This is a genomic window from Pseudomonas brassicacearum subsp. neoaurantiaca, from assembly GCF_013608025.1.
GTDB lineage: Bacteria > Pseudomonadota > Gammaproteobacteria > Pseudomonadales > Pseudomonadaceae > Aquipseudomonas.
The window spans coordinates 15,624-41,295 of sequence record NZ_VDLV01000016.1; the positions used below are offsets into that span (position 1 = coordinate 15,624).

Annotated in this window: 21 protein-coding genes and 1 pseudogene; 3 read left to right on the top strand and 19 right to left on the bottom strand. The window is 62.0% G+C overall.

Going from position 1 to position 25,672, the window contains the following annotated elements; all coding sequences use genetic code 11:
• Positions 1-46: 46 nt before the first annotated feature.
• From cyoD to FHK92_RS12925, 19 genes and pseudogenes are all read right to left on the bottom strand, one after another.
• Positions 47-376, bottom strand: coding sequence for a cytochrome o ubiquinol oxidase subunit IV (cyoD, locus tag FHK92_RS12835; RefSeq protein WP_181288393.1), 330 nt, complete (start codon positions 374-376; stop codon positions 47-49).
• Entirely contained in the window at positions 377-991 is a 615-nt protein-coding gene (gene cyoC / locus FHK92_RS12840) for a cytochrome o ubiquinol oxidase subunit III (RefSeq protein ID WP_181288394.1), read from the bottom strand.
• A gap of 2 nt (positions 992-993) precedes the next feature.
• Positions 994-2,967 (bottom strand): cytochrome o ubiquinol oxidase subunit I, encoded by a 1,974-nt coding sequence (gene cyoB / locus FHK92_RS12845; protein WP_181288395.1) that lies wholly within the window; start codon positions 2,965-2,967, stop codon positions 994-996.
• A gap of 22 nt (positions 2,968-2,989) precedes the next feature.
• A complete protein-coding gene (gene cyoA / locus FHK92_RS12850) occupies positions 2,990-3,919 on the bottom strand; it encodes a ubiquinol oxidase subunit II (protein ID WP_181288396.1) in 930 nt (309 codons plus the stop codon).
• A 14-nt stretch (positions 3,920-3,933) separates the two neighbouring features.
• The gene (locus tag FHK92_RS12855) at positions 3,934-4,176 is read right to left on the bottom strand and encodes a YdcH family protein (protein WP_181288397.1); all 243 of its coding nucleotides are present in this window, start codon (positions 4,174-4,176) and stop codon (positions 3,934-3,936) included.
• A gap of 161 nt (positions 4,177-4,337) precedes the next feature.
• Positions 4,338-5,225, bottom strand: a complete 888-nt coding sequence (locus tag FHK92_RS12860) for an MBL fold metallo-hydrolase (protein WP_181288398.1) — start codon at positions 5,223-5,225, stop codon at positions 4,338-4,340.
• A gap of 242 nt (positions 5,226-5,467) precedes the next feature.
• Positions 5,468-6,625 (bottom strand): glutathionylspermidine synthase family protein, encoded by a 1,158-nt coding sequence (locus FHK92_RS12865; RefSeq protein WP_181288399.1) that lies wholly within the window; start codon positions 6,623-6,625, stop codon positions 5,468-5,470.
• A gap of 12 nt (positions 6,626-6,637) precedes the next feature.
• Positions 6,638-7,339, bottom strand: coding sequence for a DUF1190 domain-containing protein (locus tag FHK92_RS12870; protein ID WP_181288400.1), 702 nt, complete (start codon positions 7,337-7,339; stop codon positions 6,638-6,640).
• A 19-nt stretch (positions 7,340-7,358) separates the two neighbouring features.
• Positions 7,359-7,787, bottom strand: coding sequence for a DUF350 domain-containing protein (locus FHK92_RS12875; protein WP_014340424.1), 429 nt, complete (start codon positions 7,785-7,787; stop codon positions 7,359-7,361).
• A gap of 15 nt (positions 7,788-7,802) precedes the next feature.
• Positions 7,803-8,459 carry a DUF2491 family protein gene (locus FHK92_RS12880; RefSeq protein WP_181288401.1) on the bottom strand — a complete coding sequence of 219 codons (657 nt, stop codon included), beginning with the start codon at positions 8,457-8,459 and terminating at the stop codon, positions 7,803-7,805.
• Positions 8,446-9,488: pseudogene (locus tag FHK92_RS12885) on the bottom strand (ion channel). Before FHK92_RS12885 ends, FHK92_RS12880 begins: the two are co-directional and overlap by 14 nt.
• Before the next feature lie 336 nt (positions 9,489-9,824).
• Positions 9,825-10,523, bottom strand: coding sequence for a PspA/IM30 family protein (locus FHK92_RS12890; protein ID WP_030140441.1), 699 nt, complete (start codon positions 10,521-10,523; stop codon positions 9,825-9,827).
• A gap of 22 nt (positions 10,524-10,545) precedes the next feature.
• Positions 10,546-11,127: a YjfI family protein gene (locus tag FHK92_RS12895; protein WP_181288402.1), complete on the bottom strand. Its 582-nt coding sequence runs from the start codon at positions 11,125-11,127 to the stop codon at positions 10,546-10,548.
• 407 nt (positions 11,128-11,534) lie between these two features.
• Complete coding sequence (locus tag FHK92_RS12900; RefSeq protein WP_181288403.1) at positions 11,535-12,368, bottom strand: YfaP family protein; 834 nt, start codon at positions 12,366-12,368, stop codon at positions 11,535-11,537.
• Between the two features lie 3 nt (positions 12,369-12,371).
• Positions 12,372-13,991 carry a DUF2300 domain-containing protein gene (locus FHK92_RS12905; RefSeq protein WP_181288404.1) on the bottom strand — a complete coding sequence of 540 codons (1,620 nt, stop codon included), beginning with the start codon at positions 13,989-13,991 and terminating at the stop codon, positions 12,372-12,374.
• Position 13,992: 1 nt separating this feature from the next.
• A complete protein-coding gene (locus FHK92_RS12910; protein WP_181288449.1) occupies positions 13,993-18,561 on the bottom strand; it encodes an alpha-2-macroglobulin family protein in 4,569 nt (1,522 codons plus the stop codon).
• The gene (locus FHK92_RS12915; RefSeq protein WP_181288405.1) at positions 18,558-19,217 is read right to left on the bottom strand and encodes a DUF1175 domain-containing protein; all 660 of its coding nucleotides are present in this window, start codon (positions 19,215-19,217) and stop codon (positions 18,558-18,560) included. The genes FHK92_RS12910 and FHK92_RS12915 overlap by 4 nt, the downstream gene beginning before the upstream one ends.
• Positions 19,202-20,911 carry a DUF2138 domain-containing protein gene (locus FHK92_RS12920; protein WP_181288406.1) on the bottom strand — a complete coding sequence of 570 codons (1,710 nt, stop codon included), beginning with the start codon at positions 20,909-20,911 and terminating at the stop codon, positions 19,202-19,204. Before FHK92_RS12920 ends, FHK92_RS12915 begins: the two co-directional genes overlap by 16 nt.
• A 32-nt stretch (positions 20,912-20,943) precedes the next feature.
• A complete protein-coding gene (locus FHK92_RS12925) occupies positions 20,944-21,732 on the bottom strand; it encodes a YfaP family protein (protein WP_030140447.1) in 789 nt (262 codons plus the stop codon).
• Between the two features lie 526 nt (positions 21,733-22,258).
• Between FHK92_RS12925 and FHK92_RS12930 the strand changes: the two genes are divergently transcribed.
• From FHK92_RS12930 to dxs, 3 genes are all read left to right on the top strand, one after another.
• Entirely contained in the window at positions 22,259-22,501 is a 243-nt protein-coding gene (locus FHK92_RS12930; RefSeq protein WP_003185917.1) for an exodeoxyribonuclease VII small subunit, read from the top strand.
• Entirely contained in the window at positions 22,498-23,385 is an 888-nt protein-coding gene (gene ispA / locus FHK92_RS12935; RefSeq protein WP_181288407.1) for a (2E,6E)-farnesyl diphosphate synthase, read from the top strand. Before FHK92_RS12930 ends, ispA begins: the two co-directional genes overlap by 4 nt.
• 113 nt (positions 23,386-23,498) lie before the next feature.
• On the top strand, positions 23,499-25,397 hold the full coding sequence (dxs, locus tag FHK92_RS12940) for a 1-deoxy-D-xylulose-5-phosphate synthase (RefSeq protein ID WP_181288408.1): 1,899 nt from the start codon (positions 23,499-23,501) through the stop codon (positions 25,395-25,397).
• Positions 25,398-25,672: the final 275 nt, after the last annotated feature.

Here is a 25,672-nt window from a genome sequence, read left to right on the forward strand (position 1 = left end):
AGCGGGAGCAAGCTCCCTCGCCACAAGAGCGGTCTTCGGTGCACATTCAATGCGCCAACATATTGTGATGCACGCTGTACATGATCCACAGCGACAGCCCCACCAGCAGCGCGATCACCACGGTCGAGAACACCAGCGCCGTCACGTTCCAGCGTTGTTGCGGTGAGAAGTTCAGGTGCAGGAAGTAGATCAGGTGCACGACGACCTGAATCACCGCAAAGGCCGCCACGATGCCGGCCGTCACAGGCTTGGGCAGTGTGGGATACATCACCAGGGCGAACGGGATAACGGTGAGGATGACCGACAGCACGAACCCGGTGACGTAGGATTTCGCGCTGCCGTGGCTGGCGTCGACGCTGCCATGAAGGTTGCTCATTTACATCACTCCAAACAGATAGACCACGGTAAACACACAGATCCACACAACGTCGAGGAAGTGCCAGAACAGGCTCAGGCAGCCCATGCGGGTGGCGTTGACCGTGGTCAGGCCTTTGCGTTGAACCTGGAACATCACCACCGCCATCCAGATCAGGCCAGTGGTGACGTGCAGGCCGTGTGTGCCCACCAGCGTGAAGAAGCCGGTGAGAAACGCGCTGCGGTCGGGGCCGTAGCCTTCGCCGATGAGCTTCTGGAACTCATGGATTTCCATCCCGATAAACGCCAGGCCGAGGACGAAGGTCAGGCCGAGCCAGGCCAATACCTTCTGCTTCTGCCCGGCACTCAGCGCGAGCATGGCGAAGCCGTAGGTAATGCTGCTGAACAGCAGGATGAAAGTTTCCGTGAGGACGTAGGGCAATTCGAAAATATCGGCGGCACCAGGGCCACCGGCCACGCTTTGCCCGAGCACCGCATAAGTCGCAAACAGCGTTGCGAACAAAATGCAGTCGGTCATCAGGTAGATCCAGAACCCGAACAAGGTCATGGAGCTGGCGTCCGAATGCCCGTGTTCGGATTCCGGCGCGGTGGCGTTTGGCTGGACGAGATTGGACATGCTCAGGCCTCCGCCAACATCTTGATGCGTTGATTTTCGATGCGCGCCACCTCCTCGGCGGGCACGTAGTAGTCGATGTCGTCATCGGCGCTGCGCCAGATGACACCGCCGATGGTAGCGACGAGCCCGACGATGGCCAGCCACCAGATGTGCCATACCAGGGCAAAGCACATGATCAGGCTGAACAGACTGATAACCAGGCCCATGGCGGTGTTGCGCGGCATGTGGATGTTCTGGAAGTCGGCCTCGACGGCGGTTTTCTGGCCGCGCTCCTTCATGCCCCAATAGGCATCGATACCTTCCACCACCGGTTGCTGGGCGAAGTTATAGAACGGTGGCGGCGAAGCGGTTGACCATTCCAGCGTGCGCCCGTCCCAGGGATCTCCAGTCACGTCGCGGTTCTGGTGGCGCTGGCGAATGCTGAAGTAGAACTGCAGGATTTGGCAGCTGACCCCGCACAGGATGATGCCGACGCCGAGCAACTCCGCCAGCAGCCAGGGCTCCCATTCGGGCACGTTGAAGTGGTTCAGGCGCCGGGTCATGCCCATGAAGCCCAGGAAGTAGGACGGCATGAACGCGAAATAGAACCCGGTGATCCAGCACCAGAACGCCGCCCGGCCCAAGCGGTCGTGAAGCTTGAAGCCGAACGCCTTGGGGAACCAGTAGGTCAGGCCGCACATATAGCCGAACACCGCGCCGCCAATGATCACGTTATGGAAGTGGGCGATCAGGAACAGGCTGTTATGCAGCAGGAAATCCGCGCCGGGCACCGCCAGCAGCACGCCGGTCATGCCGCCGATGCTGAAGGTGACGATAAAGCCCACCGTCCACAGCATCGGCGTTTCAAAGCGCACCCGTCCGCGGTACATGGTGAACAGCCACGTGAAGATTTTCACCCCGGTGGGCACGGCGATGATCATGGTCATGATGCCGAAGAAGGCGTTGACGTTCGCCCCCGAACCCATGGTGAAGAAGTGGTGCACCCAGACGATGAACGACAGGATGGTGATGACAATCGTTGCCCACACCAGCGAGTGATAGCCGAACAGGCGCTTGCGGCTAAAAGTCGACGCCACCTCGGAAAAGATGCCGAACGCCGGCAGGATCAGGATGTACACCTCCGGGTGGCCCCAGGCCCAGATGAGATTGACGTACATCATCGGGTTGCCGCCCAGCTCGTTGGTGAAGAAATGCATGTCCAGGTAGCGGTCGAGGCTGAGCATGAACAACGTGGCGGTGAGGATCGGAAACGACGCAAGGATCAGCACCGCGGTGCACAGCACCGTCCAGGTGAACACCGGCATGCGGAAAAGGGTCATGCCCGGTGTACGCATTTTCAGGATGGTGACGAAGAAATTCACCCCGGTGAGCAACGTCCCGACCCCGGATATCTGCAAGGACCAGATGTAGTAATCCACCCCGACCCCGGGGCTGTAGGAAAGCCCCGATAACGGCGGATAAGCCACCCAACCGGTGCGGGCAAACTCACCGACCGCCAGGGAGACGTTCACCAACATCGCCCCGGCGACGAACAACCAGAAACTCAACGCATTGAGGAAGGGAAACGCCACGTCCCGGGCGCCGATCTGCAAGGGCACGACGACGTTCATCAAGCCCACCACCAACGGCATCGCCATGAAAAAAATCATGATCACGCCATGGGCGGTGAAGATCTGGTCGTAGTGTTCCGGCGGCAAATAGCCGGGCGAACCGTCGGACGCCATCGCCTGCTGCGTGCGCATCATGATCGCGTCAGAGAAGCCGCGCAGCAGCATCACCAGGCCGACGACGATGTACATCACACCGATGCGCTTGTGGTCCACCGAGGTAAACCACTCTTTCCACAGGTAGGTCCACTTGCGGTAGTAGGTGATGGCCGCGATGCCAGCCAAGGCGATCAGCGCCACTACGGCGAGGGTCCACATGATGATGGGCTCATCCGTCGGGATCGCCTCAAGCGTCAGTTTTCCAAACATGCTGTTCTACTCCAGGATCGTGTTACTGCCCTTGTTGACGGGCCCCGACGGGTGATTCGATGCTGCCCTGCAGGTGCTCCATGCGATGCTCGACTTCACGGGAGCGGTTCATGCCCTCGTACTTGTCGATGATGGTCTGGAACAAGTCCGGCTGGATCGAGGCGTAGTGTTCCACCGGATGCTTGACCGTGGGCCGGGCCAGTCGCGCGTAGCTGTCCTTGTCCAGCCGCCCCTGCCCTGCCCGCACGTCAGCGACCCACTTGTCGAAGCCCGCCGCGTCGGTGGCCAGGGTCCGGAAGTGCATGTCGGAAAAACCCGGGCCGTTGTAGTTGGCGGCAATGCCCCGGTACTCGCCGGCTTCGTTGGCGATCAGGTGCAACTGGGTCTGCATGCCGGCCATGGCATAGATCTGCCCGCCCAACGCCGGAATGAAGAAGGAGGTCATGGCGCCGTCGGACGTCACGCGAAAGTTCACCGGCGTGTCCAGCGGCATGGCCAGTTCATTGACCGAGGCGATGCCCAGTTCCGGGTAGATGAACAGCCATTTCCAGTCAGTGGCTACGACCTGCACCACCAACGGCTTCACGTCGGAATCCAGCGGCTGATAAGGGTCGAGCGCATGGGTCGACTTCCAAGTGACCACGCCCAGAATGATGATGATCACCAGCGGCACGCCCCAGACCACGGTTTCGATCTTGCGCGAGTGCGCCCACTCCGGCGTGTATTTCGCCTTTGTGTTGGAGGCCCGGTACTTAACGGAAAAGATGAACGCCATGACAATCACCGGCACCACCACCAGCAACATCAACAGCGTCGAGAGAATGATCAAGTTGCGTTGGTCAACGCCGACCTGTCCCTTGGGATTGAACAACACCATGTCGCAACCGCCGAGCAACAGCATCCCGCCGACCAGCAACAACCTTGATACGTAACAAGGCAGTCGAGTTCGCATGTCTTGGGCTTCGCTTATGGGTTGTTTGTCAGTTGCCGCGCGATCTTGTCTTTGATCGACAGGCGCTGCTCCTTGAGTTTGCGGAGGTCGTCACCCTCGACGTTGCCCGCCGAAATCGATTCGGCCGCCAACACTTGGTTATCCACATCCGTGTATTCATCGAGCAGGCAATCAAGCTCCGGGTCTTGCTGGCGCCGCTGTTGAACCGTCTCTTTGCTGCAATTCAAATCCTGGTAAAGATCGTGAGAAGCAGGCATGGCCTTCTCCTTTCAGCAGTGTTGTTGGGTACACGATTTTTAGAATTGGCCCCCACGCCTTAGTTGAAAGAAACATCCTGATACGGTGACGAACGGCATCGCTGATAAAAAAAAGCCCACGAGACGTGGGCAAAGGGAAAGCTGTCATTGGCATGCAGTGGTCAGGAGGATTGTCTACCGGCGGCCGAGGGCGTGGCCGTGGAATCAACCCGCACCGTACGCGACTGAAGTATTGCCTTCTCCCACTCCCTGGCATCGTGGCTGCAAAAAATTTCGACGTGCCCGTCCTGGACCCGCGCCAGTTCCCGCAGGCGATTTTGATTGCGCATCCGTGCCGAGCGGTAGGTGTCCATCATGTATTGATAGAACTTCAGGCCCGGCGGGCAACGGCGCTCGGCTTGATGGACTTCATCGTGAAAAAAATACGCGTCGCCGGCATGCAGCATCCAACCGTCAGGCGTGCGCAGGGCGATCCCGGCGTGACCGGCGGTATGCCCTTGCAGCGGCACCAGGAAAATGTCCTCTTCTTCGGCACCAATCAGCGCTCGCACCGAATCGAAACCGAACCAGGTGTCGCCGTCCGGGGCGTAGAACTCCCAGTTATCGACGCCCTGCCACTGGCGCGCCTCGAACCGGCGGCGACTGATCCAGCTGTCAGCCGAGCGTGCCGCCGCCATTTCGTCGCGCATGACGTGCACGCGTGCCTGGGGAAAATCCTGCAGCCCGCCCGCGTGATCGAAATCCAGATGCGTCAGCAGGATGTGCCGCACGTCGTTGGCATCGAAACCTAGGCGCCGCACCTGCTCCAAGGCAGTGAGGCGATGTTCGAACTTGATGTTGTTGAATGCCCGGAAAAATCGACTCAATCGCTCGGGGGTCTGTACATCCCGCTGTCCAAAACCAGTGTCCACCAGCACCAGGCCGTTGTTGTCGGTCTCTATCAACAGGCAATGACACACCAGGCACGCCGTCAGCCCTCGGCTGTAACCGTCGAACAACTTCCCGCCCACCGGGCACATGCAACCGCAGTTCAGGTGGTGGATATGCATGGAGGCCTCCTGCACGAATGGCGCGTCGATTTCCGGTTTTTAATGGACTCTTTGAAATCGACCGGAAGGCGACAGGCGCAATTCCGCGAAGGCGACAGGCGGTGCCGATGCTCGGGCAAAGATACTTGTGGGAGCGAGCTTGCTCGCGATAGCGGCGGGTCAGTCGACATAGATATCAACTGGTCCACCGCTATCGCGAGCAAGCTCGCTCCCACAGGGTTCTCTTTCTATACCGGGGGAAATCAGTCGAGGATCAAATGCGGCAAAAACCGGCTGGAGTCCTTAGTGATCAGGCTGTTGTCTTCCCGCACGCCGATGCCGGCCGCCTGGTCGCCGATGACCCAGGAGCCGATCAGCGTGTAGCTGTCGCCAAAGCGTGGCAGTGGCGCGAATTCCTGAAGGATGAACGGCGCGTCGGTATACGGGCCGTCTTCCTTGACGATCAAGCCGTCAGCGGTCTGTAACTCGATGTTGGCGCCTTCCCGGGAAAAGAACGGCTTGCGCACCCAGCCCTTGGGCACCGCTTTGCTGATGTCGCTGTCCAGGTGGGCGGCGAGCAGGTTCGGGTGGCCTTTGTTGAACTCCCACAGCAGCGGCAGGATGCCTTTGTTGGAGATGATCGACTTCCAGGCAGGCTCAAAAAACTGCGTATCGCACTGGGCAATCGCCTCGCCAAACGGCTCGTGGAAGATGAACTCCCAGGCGTGCAGCTTGAACAGGTGCGGAATCCAGCGCTCTTCCAGATCGACGAAGCGTCCGTCGCTGTTGAGGCCGATGTCTTCGATATCGATGTGCCGCGATTCGATGCCGACTTTTTCCGCGATCAGGCGCAAGTAGTCCGTGGTGCCCTTGTCTTCCACCGAGCCTTTCATCGAGGCGAAATAAAACGGCTCGGTGAGCTGCAACTGGGCGAAGGCCTGGTGCAGCTTGGTGTCGATGCTGTTGAACTGGTCGGCATGGGCCGGCAGCATGCCGCGCTCGATGCATTGCTCCAACCAGCCCCACTGGAACGCCGCCGCCTCGTAGAGGCTGGTCGGCGTGTCGTAGTTGAGTTCCAACAGCTTGGCCGGGCCCGAGCCGTTATAGGAGAAATCCATGCGCCCATACAGGTGCGGGTGGCCTTCCAGCCATGAGGTACGCACCAGGTCGAAGAACGGCGCGGGAATGCTCAGGCGCTCCAGCAACTCTTCGCTCTGGACCACGCGCGCCACGAGGTCCATGCACATCTCATGGAGCTCGGTGGTCGGGTCTTCCAGGTCGTCCTCGATCTGCTTGAGGGTGAACTGGTAGTACGCGCTTTCGTCCCAATAGGGTTCGTCGTCGATGGTGTGGAACAGAAAGCCGAGCTGCTCGGCGGTCTGTTTCCAGTCAGGACGCTCTGCGCACTGGATCTTCTTCATGGCGCTGGTTCCTCAACCGCCGGAGCTGCTGGAACCGCCCCAACCGCTGCGGGCGCTGGAGCTGCTGCCGAAACCACCGCGAGACGTGGACGAAGCGACGGACATCGCCTTGCTGGTCTTGATGGAATCGGTGTAGCTGCCGTACCGCGCCTGGTTGGACTTGTTGAAGGTCGAGCCCTTGGATACCCGCTGGCTGAGCGTCGAAGACCCGTAATCGCCACGATCATCGCGGTAGCGGTAGACCGGCTCGGAGTAATAACTGCTGCGGTTGCCGCTCAACATATTGCCGATCAGCATGCCGGTCAGCAGATTGCCGAAGCCCGAACCACCAACGTTCGCTTCCGAAGGCGGCAACTGGGCCCGGGCTGCATCGACCTCGGACTGCGTGACTTCGCCATCGGCGTTCAGCTCGAAACCACCCAGCTTGGGAAGGAACTTGCCGGCCGAGTCCTGCTGGCACCAATCGGGCACGAAGTCGGCATCGCAATCGGCCTTGCTATCGTATACCGGCGCGATGCGACGATGCTCACCCATGGCAGTCATGTAGGCGGTGGAGCAAATATCCACCGGCAGCTTTTCATCGACACATTGCTGGACGGACTGGAAGTTGTACTTCTTCTGCAACTTGTAGGTTTTTTCCGTTGGCCCACAGCCGGATATCGCCAGGGCGACCGACGCGGCCAGCGAGAGCTGGACGTACTTGCTTCGTTTCATCGGGATCTCCGTGGCGCAATCAGTTCGTGGAAGGCGTCATGCACGCGGCGTTCAACATGCCGACGCTGATGGCCACGGCGGCGATGTAGATTCCCGCGGCGATTTCACCGTTTTTGATGCGCGCGGAAGCGCCCTTGAGCACCAGGCTGGTGACCAGGAACGCCAGCAACTGAACGACCGCGGCTATCACCGCCCAGACGACGAAGTCCAGCATGCTGATCGAGTAGGCGATCACGTTGCTGGCCGGGATGGCGAAACCGATGACGGCGCCGCCCAGGGCGATGGCCGCGGCCACGTTGCCGGAACGGATCAGTTCGAATTCCTTGTGCGGCGTGACGCGTGTGTAGATGAACTGGAACAGCGCGAACAGCACGGCGGCGCCGAGGATGTACATGACAAAGCCAAGCACGGCGGCTTTGTTCAGGGAAATGGAGAGCGCTTCAAGCATGGACTTCTTCCTTATTCAAAAAGTGTTCAGGTCAGTGGTGTACAGGGAAATACCCAGCGAAGTACTCAGGCTGACGGTGCCTTCGGCGTCCTCTTCGACGGAGAACAGCAGGAACTCCCGGCGATCCGTCAGGCCGGTGTCACGGGCGTACAACATCGAACGGTGCTCGACGGTGTAGGACTCGTCCGGATTGCTTACGCGCTCGCTCAGCGTTACCAATTCTGTCTGGCCCGCCTCGGTGCCCCATTCGCGGGTGTACTCGACGCCGTCGTGGGTGTAGGTCGGCAGGCCGATCAGGCTTTCCGGGCCGGCCAGGCGACGCAGTTCGGCTTCGCTGTTGATCGTGACGTAGCTGAGGTAGTTGAACAGGATCACCGATTCGACCTGCCCGGCGGTGTCGCCACTGGTGTGCACTTGCAGCCAGTAGTCTTCGTCGTTCATGTAGCAGCGCGACAGCCAGTTCGACTGTCCGAGGTCGACGACGCCCAGGCTCCAGATCTGTTGGTTGGCCGGAATCACCACGGCGCTGTTGCCGTCGAGCAGCAATTTGAGCGTGGCATCGAACATGACTTGCTTGCCGGAGGCCAGGCCCAGCGGCCCAACGATCGGCGTGTTGGCTGTCGTGTTCGCGTTCGGGGCCTCAAGCCCCATCAACTGTTTAAACCACCCCATGGGAAATGTCCTTGAGACGCGTGGAAGCGATGTAGAAAAGTTCGCCGCCCATGACGCGGGTGGCGCCAGGCGGGTTGATCGACGGATGTCGGTCGCCCTTGGCACGGTAGCCGATCAGCGTAGCGTTGTGCTGCTCCTTCAACCGGGTATAGAGGTCGCCGAAGCTCGCTTCGAACGCCTCGGGCAGTTTCATCAGGTACTGGGTGGCACCTTGGCCTACGCAGAGCAACTCATTGATGACCACTGACGAGCCCGGGTCCTGGGAAGCACGCACGAGCATTTCGATCGCCATGCTCGAGGTGCATTCCAGGCTCGGCGCGTAGGCGCTGGCGAGTGCGGCCACTTCGCTGTCATTGAAATGGGCAACCACATGCCCAACAGGCCCCAGTCGGTTGACCGCCAGCACGGTGGCCAGGGTCAGGTCGTCGGAATGGGTGCGCACCAGCACGCGTTCGGCGCCCGGCACGCCGGCACGCCGGCACGCTGCAACAGGGCGACGGAAGACAGGCTGTCGCCCCTGATGTACGTGGCCTTGCCGGGCATGGGATTTTCTTCGAGATTGCAATCGCAGATGACGATCAGGTTGTCATTGGACGTTTCGTCCTGCAGCAGCAGTTCGATGACCCGCTCGCTGGAAGCGCCCTCCCACCCGATAAGCACCGTGTGGCCGACCTTGCCGGTGAAATCGCCTTTGCCCTTCATGCCTTTTCTCCATACATCGATGACGCTGCTGGTGGTTTTGCCGATGACCGTCGTCAACAGGGCAATGCCCCCGAGCATGATCCAGGTCGCCACGAAAATTCGCCCGGCGGATGTCTGGGGCAACAGGTCGCCATAGCCGACGGTGAGCGTGGTGGTGAGATAGAAGTAGATAAACGTGGCGGCGGTGATGAGGTGCTGCTCGCCCAGCAGCACCAGGCCGATCCAGGCCGTAGACAGGTGCACGCCCAGCGCAATGGCCAGCCCCGCCCAACCGAAGCGATGGAAGAAGGACGCCGCGTACGTGCGCAACAGAAGAAAAATCGACATCTCGTCCCTGACTCCGTGGGGCTTGGTTCCTGGCGGGCTAATCGCTCTGGCATCAAAGTGCTCGAGCGTAGTGGCCGGACAGCATTAAACCTGCTGTGGGGCTTGGATAGAATACCTTGGCGACAATAAATCCGATGAGCAGGCCGGCCAGGCACAGCCCTTGTGGCGAGGGGATTTATCCCCGCTGGGTTGCGAAGCAGCCCTAACCTGACACCTCGGTGTGTCAGTTAGTTAGCGTTTGCTGCTTTTTGGGGCCGCTTCGCAGCCCAGCGGGGATAAATCCCCTCGCCACAGGTTTTGTGCTCGGCCTGCCTTGCTTGATCAGGCCGAACCGATTTACTCAGCCGATTTTTTCTTCAGGCGTTCCAGGATCGCGTTGGCGCTGCCTTCGTTCGGCGTGATGCCGGCATCGCGCAGCTTGCGTTCCAGGTCGGAGCCGGTCGAAGCCTCGGCCAGTTCGTCCTGGGCTTGCAGTTCAGCGGCACGCTGTTGTTGCTTGGCCTGCAGGCGGTTGAGCGTACCAACGGCGGTTTCCAGCTTGCCATTGGCGCCGCCACTGGCGATCGAGGCGCTGACCTGGGCCTTCTGCACGCTTTCCCGGGCCTTGGCCATGTCCACTTGCTGGCGCAGACTCTTGATGCGGCTTTCGGCCTTGGTGATGTCTTTGCGCATGTTGTCCGCGTAACCGCCGAACTCGGTCGCGTGCTTCTGCTCGGCGTCCAGTTCGTTGGTTAGGGTCGAAATGGCTTCGGCCACTTCCAGCGCCAGGTCTTCGCGGTTGGCCTGGATCGCGGCCAGGGCCTTGGCTTCCAGGTCCTTGATCTTGGCGTTGTATTCGCCGACGCGATCGGTCGCCAGCTTGTGCTTGGCCATGATGGTGACCAGCTCGCGCTTGGCGTTGGCCAGCGCGGTGTCGGCATCGCGGATTTCCTGGTCGAGGATGCGCAGGGCCTGTTGGTCGACGATCGATTCGCCGACTTCGTTGGCACCGCCACGCAGTGCGGTGAACAACTTGCTCCAGATGGACTGAGTCATTGGATGGTTCCTATTCGGCGAATTAGATGAAGAAGCGTTCGAAGGCTTCGCTGGCGCGCTGGACGTTGTCGACGAGGGTTTTGACCTCGGTGACCACGTTGGTCAGGCTGGAACCTGCGCTCAGGGAGCCGAACATGTTGTAGACAACTTGCCCGTTGGGCATGGACTCGATGCCGATGGACGACAGCGGGAACATTTCCCGGCTGCGCAACACCGCGTCGTTGAAGGCCGCGACGTCGTTGATCGACTCGACATCCACCAGCACGGTATCGACGATGATCTGGTCGCCGACCACGGCGATGTAGATCGGCAAGCCACCGAAGTCATTCATTTCCAGCTTGATGCTGGACTCGGCGCCTTGGACGAGGGAAAGGGTGATGTCGTTCGAGGTCACTTCGTCCAGGGCCTGAAGGGCGCTGTAGAGGCGATCGATGTTCCAGTTATTACCTGCGCTCATGTAATCCTCCGACATGAATGGGCCAGCCAGAATCGGTTGGCGTAGCTGTTTCTCCATTTGCTTGAGCAGGCTTCGGTTTTCAGGAAGCACCCAAGTCTCGTGTTTCACATACCCGGCGGCACTCAGGCCCGCGCGCATCTGCTTCATGTAGAAGCTCGATGGTTTTTTCGCGGAGGGTTTGGCGCGCTCTCCCGTGCGGCTGGCTGAATCGGTCACAGACCCGTCGTCCGGGTCTGATGGAGAGCTGGTTGGCATGGTACTGACCCCACTGTGAAAAACTCACGCGTGAGAAACACTACAGGCAACTTCGAGACCTCACAATAGCTCACGCGTGAGATTTTTATTCGTCACAAATGCTGACGCCCCCACAGGCGTTTTTGTGCTTGGTCCACTGGCACACCGCTCTTGTGGCGAGGGAGCTTGCTCCCGCTGGGCTGCGCAGCAGCCCCAAGCAGCCAATACGATCAGCCTGACACTCCGCGGTGCTTGTTTTGGGGCCGCTTCGCAGCCCAGCGGGAGCAAGCTCCCTCGCCACGGGGCCACAGCATGCGGAGTTACGGGTAGCTAAAGCTCTTGACCAACGTCAGCTCGCCCACCGCCCGCATCGGCACCACGAAGGTCTCCATCTTCTCGCTCGGCGTGCCTTCTTCGGTGATGACGGTGACTTTCGCCGTGGTCAGGGCTTGTTGCGCTTGCTCCACTTGTTCGCCGTCACCCTCTTCATCCTCATCACCGCTATACCCGCCGCCGTAGTAATTGACGTAGACCAGGTACTGGCCTTTGATCGGCGCAGGCATGGCGAAGATTTCCGGGCCATAGCCGGTGGTAACGTCGACGTCGAGAGCAGCGCCGTTGGGAGCGGCGCGGTCGCCGTACCAGATGTGCGCGCCATCGGGCGTCACGAGGTGCAGGTCCAGGTCGGTGCCGTCGCTGTCCCAGGTCAGCAACACCCGCAACTTGGCCGGGGTGGCGCCGCCGCTGGTGTTGAGGAATTGCGTGCGGTGGCGCTGCTGGCCATCGGCACTGCGGACTTCAACGCTGTTGCTGCCATTGGGAAAGGAGAATGGCCGGTCGAAGCGGCCTTCCTCGTCAACCTTCAACGGCAGGCTAACGCCGTTGACGATGAGCTGACCCGGCTCGCCAGTATCCTTCGGCGTGCCTTTGATCTGGCCGCTGATGCGCGCCGTGTTCGCCTGGCCTGGCGGCGTATTGACCGACGAGGCCGGGTAGTTGACGGTCTGGCTGAAGCTTTCGCCTTCGCCACCCGGCGCACCGCTGCGCCAGCCGCCAATCGGGGTGTCGAGCTTGATGGTGTCAGCGGCGATGGCCGGCGGCAACGCGGTCAGGGCGCAGAGCAACAGCAAGACCTGTGGATAACGGAGTGTCATGGTCTATTCCAGCAAGAGGTGACGGGCGAGCCCTTCGATATAGGTTTCGTCCTGGCCGTTGGGGTGAGCTTCAAAGGCCAGGTGCAGATATTCATGAGTCAGGTCGAGGCGGTCTTGCAGCGACAGCACGCCGCGCACATAGATGCGCTGGCGCTCGCGGTCGACGTATGGCCGACCGAAGGCGACGCGGCACACCGCGAAGGCACTGATCTCGTTGTAGCCGACTTCGCTTTCCAACCGCTGGCGCCAGCCCCGTCGCTGTTTCAGCAACCACTCCTGGGCGGCAGGCAGGGCTTCGCAGGACGCCACCGGGTTGTCCCAACGGCTGAGGCTGGCACGCGGATAGGCGTGCAGCAGGATCGCGTCGTAACGCTGGCCGCCGTTGGCTTGCTCGACGGCCTGGGCCCAGGACAACTTGTCCGGGCCGGGTTGATCGGAGTGGTAAGTCACATCGGTGCCGGCCAGGACCAGGTCGCTCGTCCACGCGGCAATCGCTCGGGTTTCAGGCGCTGCCGGACGCGGCGCGACGCGCTGGCGATGGCTGCTGTCGTCGATGCTCAGGCATTCGCCGTTGCGCTGAGCGTTTTGCAACAGGTAGGTGCGGATCGCCACGGCCAATGCCTTGGCCGCTTCGGCGGGTTCGGCCTTGGCTTCGCGCTGCAGGACTCGGGCGACATACTCCTCCCGGTCCAACCGCGCGACCAATTTGCCGGGCAGCAGGAACAACTCGCCGTCGCTGTGGATATCCAACTGGTTGCCGTTGCTGAACTCGACGCGGTAGTCGCCGCGCAACTGGCCCTGCATGGCTGGACGCTCGCCGGCCATCACCCGTTTCAAGGGATAGCGGGCAAACAATCCCACTTCCACGCACCGCCCGGTGTCCGCTGGCCAACGGGAGGGCAATGCCGTGGCCAAGCCATCGCCATATTTCTTCAAGACCTGCTGGCTGGTACCGCGTCCACCGGCCCAGACGGGCGTGCCATCGACCAGCCAACCGGCGAAACCGCCCTGGCGCGACGAAGGCCCTTGGTCGCTCAGCCAACTCCAGGTCTTGACCCGCAGGCGACCGCCCAACTGGCCGACCAACCGGCCGTCCGCCGCGCCCAGCACCACATCGAGCAGTACCCGACGGACCTGATCCTGGGCCGGCAGTGTCGCCAGCGCCTTTAACAGCTCAGCCACTGGCACCTGGGTTTGCGGTTGCAAGGCCGGCAGGTCGAGCAACCATTTCGGCGCCTGCCGCGCTTGCCAGTAATCCCGCCAGGCTGGCGCCGACAGCCCCAGTCGCTGCGGCTCGAAATACAAGCCACAGGATTTCACCAGCGCCTGGTCGCGGCCAATGCTCTGCCCAGCGTTGCAGCAATAGACTTCATCCTTCGACTCGCCGCGGCACTCATAGACCGGTTCGCGAGCATCGGTGTCCACCAGCCAGGCGTAGACGAAGATTTTCCACAAGCTGCCCAACGGTGCCTGCAACGTGTCGGGCAGCGGCTGGCGGTCCAGAACCTGGGTCTGGCTCACGCGCAACAGCTGACCGTCGAAGGCCAGGCGCAACGGCTCCTCCTGCGCTGTCGCCAGCGCAGGAATCAAGCATAACAACCACCAGACCCAAGGCCTGCGCATATCAGTTGACCGTCACCTGACCGAGCGCCGGTTTCTGTTCGCGGGCCTGGTTCTGTGGCGCGTAGACCTGAGTGAAGCGCACCGGCGGCAGGGTGAACTGACCCTTCTGGGAGAAACGCACCAAGTGCCGCAGGCGCAGCTCGCCACTGAGGGCATCCACCGGGACCGCATAGGCCATCTGGCCCGGCTCGAAGCGCGCCTTTTCCAGGGACGTCGGCTCAGTGTCGGCCTTGCCCATCAACTGGATGCCCCAAGTGGTGCGTTCCACATCGGCGCCCGGCGGCAGCGGCACTTCGAGCATGCCGTAGCGCAGCGGCGTCGCAGCCTTGCTGTTGATGATCACTTCATCCAGGTAAAGGGCGTCACTGGACAACGGTTTGTTGCCCACGGCTTCGAGCTTGAAGGTGAACGCCTCGTCACCCGGCACCAGGCGCGACAGGCGACGGGTGATCGACACGGCCATCGGCGCCACGGGGGCTTGCTGGCTCTGGAAGCTCAATGCCGCTTGCAACGGACGCTCCTGGGCACCGGTCAGGGTCAGCAGCGTTGGAAGCTGCGCGCCCTGCCATTGCCAGTAGGTTTCCCCGGTCGCGCCTTGCTGGGCTTTCCAACCTTCGCCCGGCGCGAGGGCCACGGCCGGCGCGGCCTGCTCGATGCTGCGTTGCAGCCAGGTCAGGGCAAGGGCGCGCTCCAAGGTGGATTGCTGTGGCAGCACGCGCCCCAACAATGCGCTGGCGCGGGCCTGATCAAAGCCTTGCACCGACAACAACAAAGCCTCGACGAACGGCTGCGAGCTCAGCTCCAGTTGCTGTTGCGCGGCGTCGGCCTGGCGGCTGAACGCTGCCGGCAGCGGCACTTTCGCCTGCTTGGCGAGGGACGCAGTCAGGACACGGGCGCTGGCCAGGCCAAGGGCCGAATCCGGCGCGTACATGACCAGGCTGTCTTCGCCGCTGTCGAGCACGCTCTCGGTGCTGTCTTCACTGGCTTTCGCCAGATCATCCATCAGCCCACTGAGCAAGGTGTTCACCGGCAATTGCATCTGCTTGGCGAACGACAGAATCAATGCACGCTGCAACAGTGGTGTATCGCCCGCCTGCTTGGCATAGACCTCCAGCACCCGCTGCCAGTGTTCCGGCGGCAGGCTCAGGTCCAGGGCCTTGCTGGCGTTCCAGTCGGCGTAATAGGCATAGGCAGTGAGGAACGCGTCCGGCTCGCCGTCCTGGCCCCACCAGGTGAAACTCGCCGACGGCCCGGCCATTTGCACCAGGCGCAAGCGGCTGTTTTGCATGATCAACCGCAAGCGGTCACGGATCTGCGGGTTCGACGCCAGGGTCGGATACGCAATGCTCAATGGCAACAAGCGGCTGGCGGTCTGCTCGACGCCGCCATATGGATAGCTGAGCAGGTCGTCCAGGGCCGAACGGAACAGTGCTTGCGGGCTGTCGTCCAGGCGCAGGCGGATATCGCTGGCGTCCGCCGGCAAGTTCAGTGGCGTGTCGCCGCTGGCCACGTCGAGGCGTTGGCTCTGGGTGACTTGCCAACCGTTGCCGCTGGCATTGAGGTGCATGGCCAGGCTGTCCTGGGTTTCACCGTTCAATTGCAATTGGACGGTCAAGTCGCCGCTGCTCAGTTCCAACGCCGGCAACGCCACGTAGTTGATGCCGTTTTTCAACTCCGCGACCACACGCTGTTCAGCGCCGGCGTAGCGGATCAGCAACTCGGCTTTCAGCGGCTTCTCGGACTGGCTGAAAGCGAACAGGCCCAGTTGCGGCTTGTCGCCCGTGCGGAAGCGGGTCGGGCCGCTCCACTTCAGGTACAGCGGTTTTTCCGAGGCAATGAATTGCTTCTTCTGACCGACCTGACCGTCGTCCGCAATCGCCTTGGCGGTGATGCGCCAGCGGGTCAACGAGTCCGGCATCTTGAAGGTAAAGCGGGCCTTGCCATTGGCGTCGGTGACCAGCTCCGGTTGCCAGGCGGCGGTGTCGACGTCCTCGCGACGCGGCCGTTCCAGCACCTTGACGCCGCGCTCGCTGCGGTTGGCCTTGCCCGGCGCGCCGGGGCTGCCTGGCAACGCCACGTCGTAGCTGATGAACGACAGGCTGGCGCTGGTGCGCACGTTGTTGCGGCGCGGGTGGTAGAAGAACTGGTCGATGGTCGGCGCGACTTCCGGTTGCAGCGCGTAAACCATTTCGTCGACAACGCTGACGGTCAGGTGCGCGGGAATTGCCTTGCCGGCGAACTGGGTACCGAGGTCGACGGTCACCGTGTCACCCGGCCGGTAGGTGGCTTTGTCGGTGCTGATAGCCACGTCGATCTGCGGTGTAACGACTTTGATGCCGGCGTTCTGGAAGCTGTATTGGCCGCCCTTGGTGTACAGCACGGAGAAGGTCAGGTTCGGCGCGAAGTTATCCTTCACGGCGATGCGTGCCCGGTACTGGGTGTCGCTGAGTTTCTCCATCTTCAGCCAGTCGGCGCCTTTGGAGAGCATCGCGGTGGCCTCGACCTTGTCCCGCTCCAGCGACAACAGCGCATCGCTGACCGGCTCAGGGAAGGTGATCAGCGCCAGGGCTTCGTCACCGGTCTTGTATTCGGCCTTGTCGAGGACGATTTCGACCGTGCCCGGCACGGCCTTGATGCCCTCGCCCGTCACCGCGTGGCTGGTCGCGCCGATGACGCGGCCATGGTCGTCCTTGAGCGTCAGGTTGTAAGTACCGGGGCGGTCGAAGGTCAGGCTGAAGCCTTTGTCCTTGGCGGCCAGTTTGCCTTCGCCAGTGGTCTGGTCTTCCAGACGCACCCAGCCATAGCTACCCGGTGTCACGGCCTTGGCTTGCTCGTTGCCGCCCTCGTTGGCGTAGCTGAACGACACCTTCTGGCCGGCGGCGCTGAACCGCTGGGGAGCGCTCAGGCGGAAATTCGCCGCGCCGCGGTCGATGAGGATCTCTTTGGTGGTCTTGACCCGATACGCGGCGCCATCGCTGGCGAACACGGTGAGTGTGTAGCGGCTCGGCTTGTCAGCGGCCGGCAGGTCGAGGGTGGCGTTACCCTTGGCATCGGTGGTCACTTCGCTGCTGGTCAGCTCGACCGGGAATTGCCCGAGGTATTGCAGCTCGTTATCCACCATCGACAGTTGCTGGGCGCGCAGGCTCAGGCTGACCTTGGCGCTCGCCACCGGCTTGCCGTCCGGGTACAACAGCACCAGGTTGCCCTTGACCGGCTCGCCGGTGCGGTAATCCTGCTTGGCCAGGTTCAGCGCGATCTCGAAGTGCGGCTTGATGTATTCGGCTACGCGGAAGGCGCCGCTGTAGAGCTGGTCCTTGTAGCTGAAGCGCAGCTCGTAACCACCGGCCACGGCGTTTTCCGGCAATTGGAATCGGCCTTGGGTGCCAGCCTTGGAATCGAGCTTCAGGGCCAGGGTTTGCAATGCGGTGCCGGTGGCATCGAGCACGCTGACGTTGACGTCGGCGGCCGCGGGCTGCACCGAGTCACGGGCGTTCTTGAACTCACGACCGACGATTTTCAGCGACACCCAATCCCCCGGCCGGTACAGCGGCCGGTCAGTGAAGGCGTAGAGCTTGGTGTCGTAGATTTCGCTGTCGTAGTAGAAGTTCTCGGAGACGAATACCCCGCCTTCCTCATCTTCACCGATGACGAACGAACGCTCCGGGCTGACGTGCTTGAGGCGCAGCAGGCCGTCCTCGTCGGTGGCCCCGCTGCTCATCACGCCCAGGCCGTCAGTCCACAGCACGTTGACCTTGGGCACCGAGCGCCCTTCATGCTTGCGTGCGGCCCAGACCAGCAATTCGTCACCGGCAATCTTGCTCACGGCCACGGTGTTGGATACGAAGACCATGGTGGTCGCGCGATATTTGCCGATCAACGCCTCCACCAAATAGAGGCCCGGCTTCAACTGGCCCAGCGGCACATAGACGTTGCCTGGCGCGACGCTGACAAACTCGCTGGACGAACCGGCCAGGTTGACGCCTTCTGGCGGCTGGATCGGCTTGGCCTGCCACAGCGGGTAGCGGAACTGGCTGACCACCGGCAAACCGGGGATCAAGGCGAATTGCGCTGGCGCATCGTACGGCGTCGGCGCGACCAGGGCGTCGCCGATCTTCAGCTCCGGCACTTCTTCGGTGACCTGCTGACGGGACTCGTAGGAGAACGCCCGCTGCATCACCCGACGGGACTTGCGGTACCAGTTGTCCCACAGGTACGACAGGGTGTTCGACAGGCCTTCGCCCTTGAACTGGCCGTCGCTGACTACGCGGTGCAGGTTCTTCTGGCGCTTGAGGAACTCCAGCGGTTTTTCGATCCGATAGACGCGGATATCAGCGCCGCCGTAGGGCTCCATGCGGAACCGCCGGTAGTCGCGGCCCGGTGCTTCGAGACGAACCATGGCTTGCTCGTCGCTGGCGAAGCTGCTGTCGGCCAGCAGGAAAAAGCTTTCACCGGACACCGGCGTATAACCGCTGGGCTCCACGGTGTCTTCGGCATTCACCAGGGGCGCCAGCAACAGAGCGAACAGCAGGGGCAGTTTTGAACACAAGCGCAGCATGCGGGCACCGGTCATTGGGTGAGAAAGTTGAGTCGATAGACGCCGATGAAGTTGGGGTTGGCTGCGTCGGGTATCCATCGGGTGTCCTTCCAGTTCATGAGTTGTTGCAGGCTTGCGGAGCGCATGCCGTTGTCGGTTGGGGTGGTCGTGCCGGTGTGATAGGCGATGTAGCGGCCCATCCAGATCATCAAGTGCTGGTCGTCGCCCTGATCGAAGAACATCAGGTCGCCGGGCCGGGCCTGGGTGACATCCCGGCCCACCAGACGGCTGTTGAACTGGATCAGCTTGATCGCGTTGACGTAGGGCCCGACCTTGCCGCCACCCTGCTGCCATTGCTGGGCAAGGCTTCGTTGCGCCTCGCTGAGCGGCAGCTCCGGCGGCAGGTAGCGGTTGGACAGGCCATTGCTGCGCAACCATTTTTCGTCATGGACCTTCAGCGCTTCGTTGGCGGCGAAACGCACCAGCCCGGCGCAATCCTGCTGATACCAGCGCGGGCTCGGGCCTTTGGTCAGCTGTTCCTGGGCAATGCGCACGAACCAGGCACGAAAGACCTGGGATTGCTGCGCATCCAGCGCCGGCGCCTCGACGGCCAGCGCAGGCCCGCCGAACAACAGCGCCAGCAGCAACGTCAACGCGCGGTTGCGGATCAGTCCTGTCACAGCGCTTTCCATTCCAGCGGCAGCCACTGCCAATGGCCGTCCGGCTCGCTGCCTGCTGGCAGCGTCAGGGCGTATTTGCCGTAGCCGCCAAGGGTGCGCAGTTTCGGAATCAGGTAGGTTTGCGCGGCGTTGTAGAACACCGGCTCCATGTCCTGGGGCAGGCTGTCGAGGGTTTCGCGCTGCATCAGTTGCGCCATGGAATCCGGGCCGAAGTAGACCGGCATCAGCAGGTCCTTGGGCACCACGTCGGCCATGGGCGGGAAGCGTTTGTCGAGGGTGCCGAGGGCCTTGTCGACCAGTTTGTCATCGAGGGAGAACAGCAAGGTCGAACCGTGGCGCGCCAGGCTGACGCGCATGAACGCCTTGCCGGTGATCGCCTCGGGCTGCTGCGCGTCCTTGGCCGAATAGGGGCCGAAGTTGGAGCTGACCTGGCGCTGCCATTGGTGCGTCGAATCTTCTTGCTTCTCCACCACCGGGAACGCGTGTTCGGCGACGTTGTTTTCATAAGCACCAACCATCGAACCGAACAGGTTGCCCAGGTCGGCGTCGAGCTTGCCGTCGTCTTCGTTCAGGCTTGCCACCAGCAGCGGCGTGTACAGCCGGGAATCGGCGTACCAGCACAGGCCAGCCGCACCCGCCACATGGTCGACCATGGCCTGGGCGGCTTTTTCCTCGGCGCCGAGTTTGACCAGCAACGGCTTTTGCTGCTCTGCGGCCAGGGGCAAGGCCACGCAGGCGCTGGCGCCCATGGGCATGGCTTGCCAGATCGGCTTGAAGTCGAAGTCCGGCTGGTTCTCCAATTCATCCATGGCGAGGAAGCTGTGCCAGCCCTTGTCGTCCATGTCGAAGCGCAGGCCGGCGAAGTTCGGGATGAACCGCTGGTAGCCCATGGCAAGCACACTGGCGTTGACCGAGATGCGTTGCTTGACCTCTGGCGCCTTGGCCGCGAGGCCGAACGCTTCAGGGAAGAGTTTGTCCCCGGCCAGCAGTGCCTCCAGAGCCTGGGTCGAGACCATGCCGGCTTCATCGGTAGGGCCATTGCCCTTGTCGTAGAGCTTGGTCGGGTTGGACAACACGACCAGCTTGTCGCCATGGGAGGCGAAGACCAGGGATTTGCTGGCGTTATAGCTGAGCTGGTAGAGCGCGACTTCATCGCCGCTCACCTTCAAGTCACCCAGTTTGCTCAACTGGGTGTCATCCAGGGCGACTTTCGCCAGCGGTTCCAGGACTTTGGCCAACCCGCCGCGATCCATTACCAGCAGGAAATCCTTGAGACGACCATCCGCCCCGCGCCACAACGCCACGTCCGCCGGCTGGTCGAAAAGTTGCTCGATCAGGCTGTCCTGCAGCTTGAGGTCATGCTCGTAGATGATCCGGCGCAGGCTACCGATCAGGCCGAGGCGGTCGGCGTGGGCTTCGTAATAGAAGACGAAGTCCTCGGTGAGCGTGGCCTTGAGGAACGGCACAGCCAGCAAATCCTTGGGCAACTGGCTCAGGGAATGGGCCTCGATCAAGCCGTCGGGACGACTCACGCCGAGTTTTTCCAACGCCAGCTCCATGGGCGGCGCCTTGGGCTTGTTCATGAACCAGCCCAACCCGCCGGCCGCGCCGGCCACCAGGCACAGCCCGATCAGAATCGCCGGCCAGCGGCGCCCAGGTTTGGCGACAGGTGTCGGCGTGGTCGGGGAAGCAGTGTTGTCGCTCATATTCACAAGGGCCTGTTCATCCGTGGACCGGATTAGTAATTGAAAGTCTTGACCAGCAACAGATCGCCAATGGCGCGCAGGGGCACGACGAAGGTCTCGCGTTTTTCATCGACGGTGTTTTCGTTGAGCACCAGGTTGATCTGCGAGGTGATCACCTCGTTCTGGTTGCTGGTTTCATCGAAGTTGTAGCCGCCGTCGCCGTAGTTGCCCCAATAGTTCACGTAGACCAGGTAGGTGCCGTGCATCGGCGCGGTCATGGTGAACATCTCGGGACCGGGACCGTCGACACCGTCCGGGTCGAGGCCGCCACCGTTGCTCAGGGCCGGCTGGCCAAAAAAGGCATGTTGGCCGTCGGGTGTGACGATATGCAGGTCGAGTTCGGCGTTCGGATCGTCCCAGCCCAGCACCACGCGGATCTGCGCCGGGGTGCGTAGGTTATTGGCTTCGTAGAATTGCACGCGCTTGAGAGACTGACCTTCGGAGCTGCGCACCTCGACGCTGTTGGAGCCAGCGCCAAACGCGTATGGCCGGGCGAAACGCCCCTCTTCATCGGTATAGAGATTCAGCGGGTTGCCGTTGACCGACAGGCTGTGGGGCTGGCGCGCCGTGCCCATGTCCTTGATTCGACCTTCGATCATCGTGCGGTTGCGCTGGATACCGCGGTCGATGGGCGGCGTGGGATAGGCGACCTGGGGGTTTTCCGTGCGATCGAGCAAGCCGCTGTAGCGCCAGCCGCCGACCGGCTCCGACATTTCAGCCGAAGGCCCGGCCCACGCCAGCGGCGCACCGAGCAACACGATCAATAAAGAAAGAAAACGCACGTAAGCCTCCTGCCATGCACGACGCAACCCGACACCCTTCCCGGGGCGCTGTTTGTCATTATTCGGGTTTTGTCTGAAGGCCCCGTTACAAGGGGCCAAAGATGGCGCGAAGAGTAGCCATTTGACAGTTTTTTCACAATCGGGAAACGCGCGATTCTGTGTGGGAAATCACGTATCGAAGGTGCTGTGAGCCGAATAGAGGATTTATTCGGCTCACGAGATGAGCCGAATACGGAAATCGCCCCTGACTGAGTCGATCTGTGGCGTGAGAACTTACTCCCGTTGGACTGCGCCTTGTAGGAGCTGGCGAAGCCTGCGATCTTTTGATCTTCGCTTGAGATTCAGGTGCCTCGGGGAAAGATCGCAGCCTCGCTTCGCTCGACAGCTCCTACACAGCCCAGCGGGAGCAAGCTCCCTCGCCTCAAAAGCAAAGGATCACCGCAGGCGTTTACCCCACCCTGATTTGCCCGAAAACCCCATGTCTGCTAGTGTCGCGCCGGTTTAACAGTCAACCGGAATAGCCGCCATGGCCCGCAAAAAAGCTGCACTGGATTTCGAACAATCTCTGGCCGACCTGCAAACACTGGTCGAACGGCTGGAGAACGGCGAATTGTCGCTGGAAGACTCGCTGACTGCTTTCGAGCAAGGTATCGGCTTGACTCGCGACTGCCAGGCGGCGCTGGCCCAGGCCGAGCAGAAGGTACAGTTGTTGCTCGAACGCGACGGCGAGCTGACCGAAGAACCTTTCGATGCGGAACAGCCTGAATGATCGGCGCTTATCAGGCCAGCAGCCAGGCCCGGGTCAATGCTGCACTGGACACCTTGTTCAACGCCCCGAGCCCGGAACTGGCGCGCCTGTACGAAGCCATGCGCTACAGCGTGATGAACGGTGGCAAGCGTGTTCGGCCGCTGTTGGCCTACGCCGCGTGCGAAGCCTTGGGCGGCCATGCCGAACAGGCCAACGGCGCAGCCTGCGCGGTTGAGCTGATTCACGCCTATTCCCTGGTGCACGACGACCTGCCGGCCATGGACGATGACGACCTGCGTCGCGGCCAGCCAACGACTCACAAAAAATTCGACGAAGCCTGCGCGATCCTGGCCGGAGATGGCCTGCAGAGCCTGGCCTTCACCGCCCTGCTGGACCCGACCCTAAGCGATTGCCCGGCGCAGGTTCGCCTGGACATGGTCAGTGCCTTGGCATTGGCGGCAGGCCCCGCCGGAATGGTCGGTGGCCAGGCCATCGACCTTGGCTCGGTGGGTTTGAAGCTCGATCAGGACGCGCTGGAATACATGCACCGGCACAAGACCGGCGCGCTGATCGAAGCCAGCGTCAAGCTCGGCGCCCTGGCCAGCGGCCGGGCCACGCAGGAACAGCTGCAAGCCTTGCAAACTTACGCCCGGGCCATCGGCCTGGCGTTCCAGGTCCAAGACGACATTCTCGACGTCGAAAGCGATACCCAGACCCTGGGCAAGCGTCAAGGCGCCGACATCGCTCGGGACAAGCCGACCTACCCGGCCCTGCTCGGCCTCGATGCCGCCAAGGCCTACGCCCTGGAACTGCGCGATCAGGCCCTGGCCGCGCTGCGACCCTTTGACGCGGCAGCCGAACCGTTGCGCGACTTGGCGCGTTATATCGTCGAACGACGCAGCTGATACACGGTCAACCCATTTAAGTGCGTATCGGCCAAGTTCCGGCCGACGCGTGGGCAGCTTGCGATGCATAAGGTAAACTGCCGCCTCTTTCTATACCTATAACGATTCGCCTGATGCCCACGACGTTTCAAGAGATTCCCCGCAAGCGCCCGACCACGCCCCTGCTGGACCGCGCCAACACGCCGGACGGCCTGCGTCGCCTGGGTGAAGCCGAGCTGGAAACCCTGGCCGATGAGTTGCGCCTGGAACTGCTCTACACGGTCGGCCAGACCGGTGGGCACTTCGGCGCGGGCCTGGGCGTCATCGAGCTGACCATCGCGCTGCATTACGTCTTCGACACCCCGGACGACCGGTTGGTGTGGGACGTCGGACACCAGGCCTACCCGCATAAAATCCTCACCGGCCGTCGCGACCGCATGGGCACGCTGCGCCAGAAGGACGGCATCGCCGCCTTCCCGCGCCGCTCCGAGAGCGAATACGACACCTTTGGCGTCGGTCACTCCAGCACCTCCATCAGCGCCGCCCTGGGCATGGCGATTGCCGCCCGCCTGCAAAACAGCGAACGCAAGGCGATCGCCGTGATCGGCGACGGCGCACTGACCGCCGGCATGGCCTTCGAGGCGCTGAACCATGCGCCGGAAGTCGACGCCAACATGCTGGTGATCCTCAACGACAACGACATGTCGATCTCGCGCAACGTTGGCGGCTTGTCCAACTACCTGGCGAAGATCCTTTCCAGCCGCACCTACGCCAGCATGCGCGAAGGCAGCAAGAAGGTCTTGTCGCGCCTGCCCGGCGCCTGGGAAATCGCCCGCCGCACCGAAGAATACGCCAAGGGCATGCTGGTCCCCGGCACGCTGTTCGAAGAGCTGGGCTGGAATTACATCGGCCCTATCGACGGCCACGACCTGCCCACGCTGATCGCCACGTTGCGCAACATGCGCGACCTCAAGGGCCCGCAGTTCCTGCACGTGGTCACCAAGAAAGGCAAGGGCTTCGCCCCGGCGGAAGTCGACCCGATCGGCTACCACGCCATCACCAAGCTCGAACCCCTGGACGCCCCGGCGGCCGCGCCGAAAAAGGCCGGCGGGCCGAAGTATTCCGGCGTGTTCGGCCAATGGCTGTGCGACATGGCTGCCGCCGACCCGCGCCTGGTGGGCATCACCCCGGCGATGAAGGAAGGCTCGGACTTGGTGGCGTTCAGCGAACGCTACCCGCAGCGTTATTTCGACGTGGCGATTGCCGAACAACACGCCGTTACCCTCGCCGCCGGTATGGCCTGCGAAGGTGCCAAGCCTGTCGTGGCGATCTACTCGACGTTCCTGCAGCGCGGCTATGACCAGCTCGTCCACGACGTGGCGGTGCAGAACCTCGATGTGCTGTTCGCCATCGACCGCGCCGGGCTGGTGGGCGAAGACGGCCCGACCCACGCCGGCAGCTTCGACTTGTCGTACCTGCGCTGCATCCCCGGCATGCTGGTGATGACGCCGAGCGATGAAAACGAACTGCGCAAGATGCTCACCACCGGCCACCTGTTCAATGGTCCGGCGGCGGTGCGCTACCCACGCGGCACCGGCCCGAACGCCACGATCGAAAGCGAACTGGAGCCGATCGAGATCGGCAAAGGTGTGATCCGCCGCCAAGGCAAGCAAACAGCCCTGCTGGTGTTCGGCGTGCAATTGGCCGAGGCCCTGAAGGTCGCCGAGACGCTCGATGCCACCGTGGTGGACATGCGTTTCGTCAAACCCCTGGACGAAGCCATGGTCCGCGAGATGGCCAGCAGCCACGAGCTGTTGGTGACCATCGAAGAGAACGCCATCATGGGCGGCGCCGGCTCGGCGGTCAGCGAGTACCTGGCGCGGGAAAACATCCTCAAGCCTGTGCTGCACCTGGGCCTTCCGGACACCTACGTCGAACACGCCAAGCCCGCGCAGATGCTGGCCGAATGCGGGCTGGACGAGGCAGGGATCGAAGCGGCGGTTCGGCTGCGGTTGCAACTGTTGGGCCTGTAATAGCCCGATCAACACAAGACCCTGTGGGAGCGAGCTTGCTCGCGATAGCGGAAGATCAGCCGGTAACTCTTTTGACTGACCTACTGTTTTCGCGAGCAGGCTCGCTCCCACAATTTGATCCGATGTGAATACAGAGTCAGCAGCGCTACAGCTCCCCGTGGGAGCGAGCCTGCTCGCGATAGCGGAAGATCAGCCGGTAACTCTGTTGACTGACTTACTGCTTTCGCGAGCAAGCTCGCTCCCACAATTTGATCCGATGTGAATACAGAATCAGC